The following is a 12,786-nucleotide window of genomic DNA, read 5'->3' as shown; positions in this document are numbered from 1 at the left end:
CGAAATTTATAGTGACAAGTTACAAGTGATAAGTGACAAGTTGTGGATACCTTTCGTAAACGAAAGATTTTAATTAAACAAAATATAAAAAGATTAATTTTGCGTCAGCAAAATCACATTATTTAATCATCATTAACTTGTCACTAATGTAGTTCACTTTTTATTTCAATTATCAAATAATAAGCAACAAAAAATATATTGAATACTATTGAAAGGATATACTATGGATAAGAAAATAAAAATACTAGCAATTGAATCTAGTTGTGATGAGACGGCGGCATCTGTTGTGGTCGATGGTAGAGAAGTTTTGTCAAATGTTATAGCATCACAAATTGATACTCATAAAAAATTTGGTGGAGTTGTACCTGAAGTTGCATCACGAAAACATATTGAGGCAATAAGTGCTGTTGTAGATGAAGCAATAAAAGAGGCTGGAGTTACCTTTGATGATATAGATGCGGTAGGAGTAACTTATGGTCCGGGATTAGTAGGCGCTCTTTTAGTAGGTTTACAATACGCTAAAGGACTGGCATATTCTTTAAATAAGCCATTAATTGGGGTAAACCATATTGAGGGGCATATTAGCGCAAATTTTATTCAACACAAAGATTTGAAACCTCCATTTATTTGTCTTGTTGTTTCTGGAGGACATACATTTATAGTTTATATGAATGACTATGGACAGTATGAAGTTATGGGTCAAACTAGAGATGATGCTGCAGGAGAAGCTTTTGACAAAGTAGCACGTGCAATTGGACTTGGATATCCTGGAGGACCAAAAATTGATAAGCTTTCTAAAGAAGGAAATGCAGATGCAATAAAGTTTCCAAGAGCTAAATTTGCAGATAAAGATTCCTTAGATTTTTCTTTTAGTGGAATTAAATCGGCGGTTCTAAATTATTTAAATAAAATGAAAATGAAAAATGAAGAAATAAATAATGCTGACATAGCAGCATCATTTCAAAAGGCAGTTATTGATGTATTGGTAGATAATGCAATAAAAGCTTGTAAAATCAAAAAAGTAGATAAGATTGCTATTGCAGGAGGTGTAGCTGCCAATTCTTCGTTAAGAGAAGCAATGATGAAAGCAGGAGAAAAGAACAATATAAATGTATTATTTCCAGAATTAATACTATGTACTGATAATGCAGCTATGATAGGAAGTGCTGCATATTATGAATTTATAAAAGGAAAAATAGCAGATTTAGAATTAAATGCTGTTCCTAATCTAAAACTTTTGTAAATATTAAAAAAATATGAACAAGAATGGAAACTTTTATCCATAAGTATGTTTAAAAACAAAGCAAAATAGAGAAAAAACGAGTAAAAACATTATAGTTTAAGCTATTCGCTCAAAATAAACAAATAGTTGAAATATAAATGTTTACATTATAAAGACATTTGATAATATCAAATGTCTTTTATGATTTATGAATAATGTGTTTATAAATTAGAATTTATTCACAAATAATATTGTTGGCTATTAGTCATAAATGTTTATAATAATAAACATAGAACGTGACCAATAGTCATATTTATGAGGAGAGGTATTAATAAATGGTAAAGAAAGGTAGAAAAGTTAGTGAAAACAAGAAAAACAAGAGAGATAATCTTTTTAAAGCAGCGGATCAATTATTTTCAACAAAAGGGATAAACGATACAGTAATAGATGATATAGTAAAAAAAGCTGGTGTTGCTAAAGGGACTTTCTATTTATACTTTAAAAATAAATATGACATTATTGAAAGATTGATGGTTAGGAAAAGTATGAAGATTCTAAAGAATTCTATGGAAAAGCTAGAAGAATATTTAGAAAAAAATACTGTTGAATACTCAGAGCAGATTCTTGTCTATACAGATTTTATTATTGAAGATTTAAAAAAAGATAAGAAGACGTTGAAGCTTATTTACAAAAATTTGTCCTGGGGATTTTTTAAAAAAGTAATATCAGAGGGGGATTCAGAACATAGTGAAGAGGTTAAAAATATTCTAAGTACTTTTATTGATTATCTTGCTAGTTATGGAATAGAAGAAAAGGAAGCCATGATTACTTTATTTATGATTATTGAGCTTACAGGATCAATTTGTTATAGTTCTATTATTTTAAATGAACCATATTCAATGGATGAGATGAAACCTTATCTATTTAAGTGTATAAATAAAATGGTTAAATGTGGAGGTTAAAAATATAAAATTTGATTTTAAAGAACTTTAAGGGTTTATTGAAATACCAATAAACTATGATTCGGAAAGTTCTCTTACAACAGTATACTATACTTTAGATGAATCACTACCAAAAGATTTACCTTCAATTGTAGCCACTAATAAGTTAAAAGAAGATTATAATATGACAACTACTCATTTTATTGTAATGAAGGATACAGTAGAGTCATTTAAAGTAAAAGAAATGGTTGATAAGATAAGAAAATTGGATGGTATCAACTAGTTCTAGCTAATTTGGAATACCAAGCTGCTAGAGATGAGGAAAATAAGCAAATAGATGAAATTATAAAAATAGTTAAAAGTTATGATTCATAAGCTTATGTGGCAGGAGAGGGGCCATTAATATGGTAGTTATTGTATTTATACTTCCATCAATACTACTAGCATGTGAAAAAATAATTTCTGTTAGTTCATTACATTAGAAAAATAAGCCTCAATTAAAAAGATGATTTCAATCAGCAAATAGTAAGGCATAAATATATAAATTAGCCCCCATGTAAATATAAGGGGGCTTTTCTGCTTAAAGTTTTAAATTTTCAATGAAAAGTTAAGTTAACTAGTAAGCTCATTAGTAGGATAAATCACATTAATTGCAGAAGGAAGTATTTGGAATTCGATATGTTGTGATTGTATTAATTCACCGTCAATGTTTATATTAATATCTTCTTCACAATTAACACTTACTTTTTTTGCATTAAAAAAGGTAACTTCTTTTATTTCACTATGTATACCTTTAATTAACTTTGGAAAAAGCATTAAAATCTTAAGAATACTAATATTTTCAACTAGACATACATCAAAGTAACCATCACTAATTTTCGCAAAAGGTGCTACATGCATTCCACCTCCATAGAAACATCCGTTACATATAGCTAAAAGAGTGGTTTTTGCATTAAATTTTTTATTATCTAAAATAATTTCTAAATTTCTATTTTTATGAAAGAAAACTGCAAGGAAAATAGATAATAAATAAGCTAGTTTATTTGGTATAAATGAAGATTTTTTTAACTTAATAGAACTTTTAACTACATCTGCATCAAAACCAATTGATGAAATATTTATAAAATATTTATTGTTTACAATTCCTACATCTACTTTTTTACTTTCACCAAATATTGTTTTTTCAAGTATATTTTCAGCAGTAATATTTTTATCAATAATTAGTGATTTGATAAAATCATTACCAGAACCTGCTGGTATTATTCCTAATTGACTTTGGGTATTAATTATTCCGTTCAAAATTTCGTTGAGGGTTCCATCTCCTCCAACAGAATATATACGATAATTATCCAGCTGAACGTATTTTTGCACGATTTCAGTGGCATGTCCAGGTTTTTGTGTTATTTCAATTATTGGTTCTTCTTCTAACGATTCAAATATTTCTTCTATTTTTGGAATAAGGTCTAAAGATTTTCCTTTGCCTGCTTTTGGATTAATAATAAATAAATGTTTCATATAATGCACCCTTTCAAAAGGAACTTAAAAATATTTCATATTAATATAATTATAATACAGAATACAGAGGTTTAGAATAAAATTGTGCACTTCTATACTATATTACTATAGAATGATAGTGTAGAAAAGTATAAGGGTGGTTATATTTGAGGACATTAAAGTATGGTTCTAGAGGTCCAGATGTAAAAAAAGTTCAAGCTGTTTTGAATAAAATTGGCTATGATGTAGGTGCAGTTGATGGAGTATTTGGTAGTAAGACTGAAGAGGAGGTAAAAAGATTTCAAAGAAATTTTGGCCTTTATCCTGATGGAATAATTGGTACAAAAACATGGAGTATATTACAAAAATATTATCGAGGTTATGACAACTATAAAATTAGATATGGAGATACATTGTATAAAATTGCTGAAGCTTATTATAGTGATGTTGATGCGATTTTAACTGCTAATCCTGGTTTGAATCCGTTTAACTTAAAAGTTGGAATGGAAATTAAAGTACCATATATGATTGATATAGTAGATACAAATGTAGATTATACTTATAATATCTTGGAGAGTGATATAGAAGGATTAAAAGGACTGTATCCGTTTTTACAAGTAACAACTGAAGGAAAAAGTGTTTTAAATAAAAATTTATACACAATAAAAATTGGAGATGGTCCTAATAAAGTGTTCTATAACGGATCTCATCATGCACTAGAATGGATAACAACTCCGGTTCTTATGAAGTTTATAGAAGAGTTTTCAAGAGCATATGCAACTGGAACTAAAATAAATGGATATGATCCAAAAGAAATTTGGGATAAAAGTACAATTTATATAATGCCTATGGTTAATCCAGATGGTATAGAATTAGTTCTAAATGGATTAAGCAGAAGTAATCCATATTATAATGATTTGATTAAATGGAATAAAGGAAGCACTGACTTTTCAAGAAATTGGAGTGCAAACAATAGAGGAGTAGATTTGAATCATAACTATGATGCATCTTGGCAGAAATCGAAAGACATGGAAGCAGCTTATGGAGTAACGGGGCCAGGCCCAAGAAGGTATTCTGGACCTGCACCAGAATCTGAGCCTGAAACAAAAGCGGTAGTAGAATTTACAAAGAAAATATTGCCTGAACTTGTTCTAGCATACCATAGTCAAGGTGAGGTTATATACTGGAATTATTTAAACATGGCAACAGAAAGAATGAAGAAAATAGGAGAAGAACTTGCTAAGGCATCAGGATATTCACTTGCAGAAACTTATGGATCAGCATCATATGCAGGATATAAAGATTGGGTAATTGAGAAATATATGAAACCTGGATACACAGTTGAGGTTGGTCTTGGGCTTAATCCACTACCGATAAGTCAGTTTGATAAGATATATGAAGATAATTTAGGATTACTTTTAGAAGCTGCAACGATAACTACAAAAATGTGAAGAAGAATAAAGGCTTCTTCACATTTTTGTATAATGTGTAATTAATAATGAACAATATTACAAAACTTATGCTAATCTAAATGCATTAAATTGAGTAAAAAGGACAATTAGGCAGTGAGATGTTATAATAAATCAAGAGCTTTTAATCTTTATTGTGAATTGGGAATTGCGATTTGTGCATTGTATGGAGGGAGTTTTATATGGCAACTATAAAAAGCAAAGAAAGGTCAGTACATAAAAAGCGAAACAAACTAATTAGTGATTCAATAGTAGTATATTTATTTTCTGCATTTATACCATTATTAACATTTTTAAAATTTCAATATATTTATATAATTCAACTTGCAATTTTAACTTCAATAATTTCAATTATCCAAACCAATATGTTTAAAATAAAAATTCTTAATGTAGGAATAAAGGGTGAGAAAAGAGTTTATAAGAAGCTAAAAAAGCTTAATAAAGAATACCTTGTTTATAATGATATAACTCTTTGGGATGGACAAAATGGTGCTCAGATTGATCATTTAATCATGTCTAAGTATGGAATTATAAATATTGAAACTAAAAATATGACTGGTGAAATTATTGGAAATGAGAATGACGAATACTGGATACAAAAGAAATTTGGACGAGGTAGTAATATTTATTCAAATAAATTTAAAAATCCATGTTTACAAGCAAAAGAGCATGAAAGAATTATAAAGAGTTCTCTAAAATTTAATGGGGTGCGAGAGAATTTACCTATAAAGTCTATTGTTGTATTTAATGAAATTCAGGGTGGAAGAATAAATGTAAACACTAGAAACGTAAAAGTTTTTAAGGAATCAGAATTATTTAACTATATAAACAACCAATTTGGGAAAAAACAAATAATTAATGATGTACTTGTGGATAAAATTATTGAAATTTTTGATAAAAGAATTGAAGGGCGTAAATAGAAAAAGCAGGATTATGTCCTGCTTTTAATTTATTCTACAGAATTTAATCTATCAAGAATAGTTTTCTCCATTACTTCAATGTTTTTAGCTGCCTCTTTTTGAGAGCTAGCTTTTGTATAAAGGTAGATTTTAATTTTGGGTTCTGTACCTGAAGGTCTTACAGCATACCAACTTCCATCTTCAAGATAGTATCTCAATACATTTGAAGCAGGGATATCTTTATATCCATTATTATAATCAATTGCTTCAGAAAGCTTTTTGTCTCCTATTGTAGTTGGATAATCTTTTCTATATGATTCCATCATTCTCTTGATTCTTTCTCCACCTTCTACTCCTTCTAAAACTAAAGAAATTTGTTTTTCTTTATAAAAACCATATTTTTTGAAAATTTCTTCACGTACTTCTAAAAGAGTTTTGCCTTGGGATTTGTAATAAGCTGCAGCTTCACATAATAACATTGAAGAGCTTACTCCATCTTTATCTCTAACTTGTGTACCTGTTGTATAGCCTATGCTTTCTTCATACCCAAAGATATAATTATATCCTTTTTCTTTTAATTCAGGAATTCTACCACAGATATTTTTGAATCCTGTTAAAGCTTCGAAAGTTTCAACTCCGTATTCAGCGGCTATTGCTTTCCCTAAATCCCCGGTCACAATAGATTTAACAATAGCAGGTTTTTCAGGAAGGTTTCCTAATGAATTTAATCCTTCTACTATATAATTTATAAGTATTGCACCAGTTTGATTTCCGTTAAAAGATACATAGTTGCAATTTTCATCTTTAACTTCTATAGCAAGTCTATCGCAATCTGGGTCTGTTGCAATTAGAAGTTCTGCTCCGATTTTCTTTCCTAGATCTTCTGCATATTTAAATGCCCTTGTATCTTCAGGATTTGGGTATCCTACTGTAGTAAAGTCAGGATCTGGATGTTCTTGCTCAGGTACAACAGTAATGTTTGTAAATCCTCTTTCTCTTAGAACTCTTTGCACAGGAACGCTTCCTGTACCATTTAGAGGTGTGTAAATAATATTTATATCTTTATCAATGTCTTTATCTCTTATACTTAGACTTTTTACCATATTTATGTATTTTTCATCCATTTCTTTACCTAATATAGTAAGTAATCCTTTTTCTTTAGCTTCTTTTTCATCTATTTTTTTTACAGATTCAAAACCTTCTACTTGGGAAATTTTTTCTGTCATAGCATCTGCAATATTGGATAATACTTGAGCACCATCTTCCCAATAAACTTTATATCCATTGTAATCCTTAGGATTATGACTTGCAGTAATTATAATACCAGCAGCAGTATTTAATTGTCTTATTGTATAAGAAAGCTCTGGAGTAGGTCTTAGAGATTCAAATAAGTAAGCTTTTATTCCATTTGCAGCAAGAACTAGTGCAGCAAGTTTGGAAAAGTCATCTGAGAAATGCCTGCAATCATAAGCTATTGCAACACCTCTATCCATATAATACTGACCTTTTTCTATTATAAAATCTGCAATACCTTGAGTTACTTTTGATATATTGTATGCATTCATCCTATTAGTACCGGCACCCAATTTACCTCTCAATCCCGCAGTTCCAAACTCTAAGGATTTATAGAATCTATCTTGGATTTCAGACTCGTTGCCTTCTAGTGCTTTCAATTCTTCTCTAGTCTTTTCATCAAAAAAATCATTATTTAACCAGTCTTCGTATATCTTTCTGTATTCCATAAAATTCACTCCTTTTTATAAAAAATATTTTGTTATATGAATCATTAAAAATAGCATATATACATGATTATTATTACTCTACAATCAAAATATATCAGTAAGATTTGATTTTTGCAAATATTTTGTTATAGGTAGTAAATTAAAGTTTTTCTAATCTAGAAAGAGAAATAAAGAGATAAATATTGTTAAGGGATTAAAACAGTATTTTGAAATAGTAAAACATTTTAGATACTCAGCATATATTATGACTATAGAGTCACATGACTCATGAGTCACATATTTGAAGTTTATAAAAAATGATTTTAAAACAAGTTATGATCAAAGGGGTGAAGTTTTATGACAAAAGAGACATTTTTAAATTTACCAGAAGAAAAAAGAAAAAAGATTATAGATACATCATTAGAAGAATTTTCAAAATATCCTTATGATAAAGCTTCTTTAAGTAGAATAGTAGAAAAAGCAGGAATTGCAAAAGGAAGTATGTATCAATATTTTAAAAATAAAAAAGATTTATATAAGCATGTTATAAACTTAATCATCGAAAAGAAAAAAGAAATCTTGAATAAAGCACAAAAGAATGAAAATGTTACTACTTTAGTTGGGTTTATGAAAATGTCTATTAAGCAAAGTGTGATGATGTGTGAAAAATATCCAAGGATGTTTATGGTTAATTATTGGTTGGATAAAAGTGAAGGAGCTTTTAAAAAAGAAATATTAGGAGAGATTTATGCTGTTGGTGATGAATACATGAAGCAGTTTGTTAAGAAAGCTAAAGATAGTGGTGAAATTAGGCAGGACTTAGATACAGAAATAATCACTAGGATTTTGATTAGAACTTTCAGTTCTATTTCAGATATTACTAATGAATTTTATGTTAAAGAAAAGAAAATTGATATGATTTATGAGTATACAGATACACTTATTGATGTTATTTCAAATGGTATTTTAAATAAAAGGGAGTGAGTTTATGATAGAAGTTAAAAGTTTATTTCATAAATATAATGTACAAGATGATTATTCAGTAAATGATGTTTCCTTTACTATAGATAAAGGAGAAATATTTGGGCTATTAGGTCCTTCAGGAGCAGGAAAAAGTACTATTCAGAATATAATGATAGGACTTTTAAAGCTACAGAACGGAAAAGTTGATTATAATGGTGAAAGTATATTAAATTTAAAAGAGGATTTTTTCAATAATATTGGAGTTTCATTTGAACAATCAAATTTATTTGATAAGCTAACTGCTAGAGAAAATTTAAAATATTATGCTGGATTGTTTGATGTAGAAACAAAAGATCCTGAGATGTTGTTGGAAATGGTGGGGTTAAAGGCAGCGGTAGACAAAAGAATAAAGCAATTTTCTAAAGGGATGAAACAGAGAGTGGTATTTGCTAGAGCGTTAATTAATAATCCAAAAATATTGTTTTTAGATGAGCCATTATCGGGATTAGATCCTACTACAGCTGAGAGAATAAAAGATATAATTAAGGCTAAAAAGAAAGAAGGCACAACAATTTTCCTCACAACTCATAATATGTATGTGGCTGATGAGCTTTGCGATAGGGTAGCATTTTTAAATAACGGGAAAATTATTGCAATGGATTCTCCAAGAAATCTTAAATTAATGTATGGTAAACAAGCGGTTAAAGTTGAATATAAAGTGGGAGAAGAAATAAATTCTGAATTGCTATTTCCAGAGAAAGAAGCTGATAGGTCTAGGCTTAAAGATTTAATTGATAAGAAAAATCTTCAGACTATGCATTCTCAAGAGGCAACACTTGAGGAAATATTCATTAAACTAACAGGAAGGGGGCTATCCTGATGAACAAACTCTGTTCATTATTAAAACAGGACAGTAAATTAGCTATAAGGAATGGATATATCGCAGTGGTTATAATTCTCGCGGCAATTTATATTTTATTAATCAGATTTGTAGTACCGGAAGAATTAAAGATTGGTATAAGTGAAATAGCATACGATGTAACAGATGGAAACTTCAATGAATATTTAAAAGACTTTCCAGAAGACAGATTATTAACGTCAAATGAAGAGTTCTATTTAAATTTAAAAGATAATCCCAATACTATTGGAATTATCTTTGATGGGACAATTAAAAACCCTAAAGTAACGATAGTGAAGCAAGGTATAGAATATGATAAGGCTTTGAATCTTTTGGAAGCATCAATAAAAAGAACTCTTGGAGATTATAAAGGGGAAGCGGATAATGCTACTATCACTACCACTTATTTAAGACCACAATCTGATAAAATTCCTTTTAATAAATCCTTGCTACCACTGTTTCTTTCAACTGAAGTAATATCCTTTGGTTTCATTATAATAGCTGTAATGGTTTTTCAAGAAAAGAAATTAGGAACATTAAAAGCATATAGAGTTTCACCAGGTGGAGTGTTTAATTATGTGTTATCAAAAACTATTGTAAATGTAGCCATGGCTATGATTTTTGGAATGCTACTTACTGTGGGAGTAATGGGGTTTGATATTCCTTATTTAGAATTTCTTAGTGTTATTGCTTTGGCCAGCATTTTGATGACACTTCTGGGGATATGGTTAAGTGTGTATTTTGATGATTTAGAGAGTTTTTTATTTGTAGGTGTGGGGTTGATTTGCATTTTTGCAATACCATTAATGTCTTATTTATTCCCAGCTTTCTCATATAGATTTTTTGAATATATACCTTCATATCCAATAATATTTGGAGTTAGAGAAATGTTGTTTTATACAGGTAAAGAAAACTTTTTATTACCAATGTTTTCTACATTAATTGTAGAAATATTGGGAGTAGGAATTATTACTTTAAAAACTGTTAAAAAACGTCTATTAAAGGGGGCATAAACTGTGAGAAAGATATTAAACCTTGTAAGACAAAATTTTAAGTTATCATTAAGAAATAATTTGCTTTTGTATATGATAGGATTCGTATTAGTAGGATCTATTGCCATTAGGGTTTTTCTTCCTTCAGTAGATAATATGGAGATGAGCTTTGTGGTAAATAAAGAAGCGGCACAGGATATTGGAGAAGAGTTAGAGGATTACGGTAAAATTGAGATTTATAATAGTATTGAAGAAGTTGAAGAGAGAGTATTAAGAATGGATGATACTCCTGGTATAGTAAAGGTAGAGGATGAATACAGAGTTATTTTGGAAGGAAATGAAATGGAAGCTGTTGCAGAACTACCAGCATATATTATAGATGTGATTAAATCAGGAGACGAAGAATCTTTCATTGAATATGAAAGCTTGGGTAAGAGCAGTAGTTTTACAAAACATTTTATTACTATTATATTCATAATTGCAGCTATAGTAATAGGAGGAATGGTTATGGGATTTTCTATAATTGAAGAAAAGGAAACAAGAGTTGGTAGAGCATACTCTGTATCTCCTTTGAAATTTGGAGAATATATCATTAGTAAGAGCTTAATAACAGGAGTATTAGGACTAATATTAGCAATTATGTCAACAGTAATACTTTTGGGAAACGGTATTAATTATGGTCACTTGATAGTTGGGATTATCTTCTCAATTGGGTTTGCATTAATATTTGGGTTCATAATTGGAGGATATGCAGATAATCTAATGACTGGTATCGCAATAATGAAGAGTTTGTTTTTTATCCTAATGGGAATTCCAATAGCAGCAGTTTTTGTACCTGATAAATTTCAATGGGTCATGTATCCTTTCCCAAATTATTGGAGCTTTAGAATATTCAAATCTATAATTGTTGACAAAGGTACATGGGTGGAAGTTTTCAAGTTTGGTAGCTTTAGTGTATTTTTAACATTAATAATGTTTCTAATAATGAGGAGTAGTTTAAAAAAGCGTTTGAAATTCTAAAAACCACTAATAAAGTGGTTTTTATTATAATGTTACATCTTTAATAAATCTTAAAGCATTTTTATAGAATATTTTTTCAATTTCTTTTTCTGTAAAATGATCCTTTTTTAGAGCTTGAACTAATAAATCCATTTTACCAATGTTCTTAAGTTCTAGGTTAGAATTAATGCCATCAAAATCAGTTCCAAGGGAGATTATATCAATTCCACCAACTTGTTTAATATGTGTAATATGTTTAACTATATCATCAATACGGCTTTCAGCAGAGCCATTTAAGAATAAACCATAAAAATTAATACCTAAAAGACTACCTTTCTCTGCAAGAACTTTTATCATTTCATCTGTTAAATTTCTTTCATTTGGTTCAATTTCTCTAGCGTTTGAATGAGATGCGATAAATGGAGATTTTGAATATCTTGCAACATCATAAAATCCTGCGTCTGATAAGTGAGAAACATCTATTATCATTTTTTTATCATTCATTTCACTTATTAATTCTAAACCAAAAGGAGTTAAACCTTTATCTGCATGAACCCAATTATAGTTTGGGTATCCTATTTCATTAGGAAAATTCCAAGTTAGAGTTATTAAGGATACACCTAATTTTTTAAAAATTCTTAAATTCTCTAATTTACCTTTTAGAATTCCACCTTCTTCAATTGTTAGAAAAGCTGAAATTTTATTTTCCTTTTTATTATTCATAATTTCATTATAATTTGTAGCTAAATTAATTTTATCTTTATTTTTTTCTAATTCAGTATGAAATCTATCTACCATCAACAGACAGTCTTGAAGTGGATCTTTTGATTCATATAAATTTACACACATTGCAAAAAATTGTGCTATTGAATTTGATTTTATTAATTTATTAATATCAACATGATAAGAATTATTTAAAAGATTTGAGTTATCTTTTAAAACTTTATATATGGTATCGCAGTGAAAATCAATTAAATTCATATTATTCTCCTAAGAATTAATAGTTTTATTTTTCATTAATATAAAAAATATGTAATACTTGTCTATACTATTATACTACAATTGAATCATTAAAGTAGTAAACGGCGCATAATTTGACAGTTACAAGGGTAAATATTATAATCTGTATTAGTATAGTTAAACTTGTTTATTTGAATTGAAGTATTGCAGAGAATTTGTTATATTTAA

Annotated in this window: 11 protein-coding genes; 8 read left to right on the top strand and 3 right to left on the bottom strand. The window is 28.8% G+C overall.

The genetic code is table 11. The features are described from left to right. Nucleotides 1-223: 223 nt before the first annotated feature. On the top strand, nucleotides 224-1,243 hold the full coding sequence (gene tsaD, locus ACQ3F0_RS04335; RefSeq protein WP_428863848.1) for a tRNA (adenosine(37)-N6)-threonylcarbamoyltransferase complex transferase subunit TsaD: 1,020 nt from the start codon (nucleotides 224-226) through the stop codon (nucleotides 1,241-1,243). Between the two features lie 314 nt (nucleotides 1,244-1,557). After that, complete coding sequence (locus ACQ3F0_RS04330) at nucleotides 1,558-2,184, top strand: TetR/AcrR family transcriptional regulator (RefSeq protein WP_428863847.1); 627 nt, start codon at nucleotides 1,558-1,560, stop codon at nucleotides 2,182-2,184. Between the two features lie 591 nt (nucleotides 2,185-2,775). Here the strand turns inward: ACQ3F0_RS04330 and ACQ3F0_RS04325 are convergent. Further along, nucleotides 2,776-3,678 carry a diacylglycerol/lipid kinase family protein gene (locus ACQ3F0_RS04325; protein ID WP_428863846.1) on the bottom strand — a complete coding sequence of 301 codons (903 nt, stop codon included), beginning with the start codon at nucleotides 3,676-3,678 and terminating at the stop codon, nucleotides 2,776-2,778. Between the two features lie 146 nt (nucleotides 3,679-3,824). On the opposite strand from ACQ3F0_RS04325, the gene ACQ3F0_RS04320 reads away from it, so the two are divergent. Together ACQ3F0_RS04320 and ACQ3F0_RS04315 are read left to right on the top strand one after the other, a co-directional pair. Beyond that, nucleotides 3,825-5,108 (top strand): M14 family metallopeptidase, encoded by a 1,284-nt coding sequence (locus ACQ3F0_RS04320; protein WP_428863845.1) that lies wholly within the window; start codon nucleotides 3,825-3,827, stop codon nucleotides 5,106-5,108. Between the two features lie 200 nt (nucleotides 5,109-5,308). Further along, entirely contained in the window at nucleotides 5,309-6,046 is a 738-nt protein-coding gene (locus ACQ3F0_RS04315; protein ID WP_428863844.1) for a nuclease-related domain-containing protein, read from the top strand. Nucleotides 6,047-6,075: 29 nt separating this feature from the next. Here ACQ3F0_RS04315 and ACQ3F0_RS04310 read toward each other — a convergent pair whose 3' ends face one another. Then, nucleotides 6,076-7,767, bottom strand: coding sequence for a phospho-sugar mutase (locus ACQ3F0_RS04310; protein WP_428863843.1), 1,692 nt, complete (start codon nucleotides 7,765-7,767; stop codon nucleotides 6,076-6,078). Nucleotides 7,768-8,103: 336 nt separating this feature from the next. Here ACQ3F0_RS04310 and ACQ3F0_RS04305 point away from each other — a divergent pair, with 336 nt between their 5' ends. Genes ACQ3F0_RS04305 through ACQ3F0_RS04290 form a run of 4 tightly spaced genes read left to right on the top strand, consistent with a single transcriptional unit; the run spans nucleotide 8,104 to nucleotide 11,619 of the window. Continuing rightward, nucleotides 8,104-8,730: a TetR/AcrR family transcriptional regulator gene (locus tag ACQ3F0_RS04305; RefSeq protein ID WP_428863842.1), complete on the top strand. Its 627-nt coding sequence runs from the start codon at nucleotides 8,104-8,106 to the stop codon at nucleotides 8,728-8,730. Nucleotides 8,731-8,734: 4 nt separating this feature from the next. After that, nucleotides 8,735-9,589, top strand: coding sequence for an ABC transporter ATP-binding protein (locus ACQ3F0_RS04300; protein ID WP_428863841.1), 855 nt, complete (start codon nucleotides 8,735-8,737; stop codon nucleotides 9,587-9,589). Beyond that, complete coding sequence (locus ACQ3F0_RS04295) at nucleotides 9,589-10,620, top strand: ABC transporter permease (RefSeq protein WP_428863840.1); 1,032 nt, start codon at nucleotides 9,589-9,591, stop codon at nucleotides 10,618-10,620. The genes ACQ3F0_RS04300 and ACQ3F0_RS04295 overlap by 1 nt, the downstream gene beginning before the upstream one ends. Before the next feature lie 3 nt (nucleotides 10,621-10,623). Beyond that, nucleotides 10,624-11,619, top strand: coding sequence for an ABC transporter permease (locus tag ACQ3F0_RS04290; protein ID WP_428863839.1), 996 nt, complete (start codon nucleotides 10,624-10,626; stop codon nucleotides 11,617-11,619). 24 nt (nucleotides 11,620-11,643) lie between these two features. Here ACQ3F0_RS04290 and ACQ3F0_RS04285 read toward each other — a convergent pair whose 3' ends face one another. Further along, entirely contained in the window at nucleotides 11,644-12,579 is a 936-nt protein-coding gene (locus ACQ3F0_RS04285; protein ID WP_428863838.1) for a dipeptidase, read from the bottom strand. Nucleotides 12,580-12,786: the final 207 nt, after the last annotated feature.

The sequence above is a fragment of the Clostridium sediminicola genome, assembly GCF_050402865.1.
In the GTDB taxonomy this organism is placed as follows: Bacteria; Bacillota; Clostridia; order Clostridiales; family Clostridiaceae; genus Clostridium_AF; species Clostridium_AF sediminicola.
This window is presented reverse-complemented; position numbering and strand designations above follow the sequence as displayed.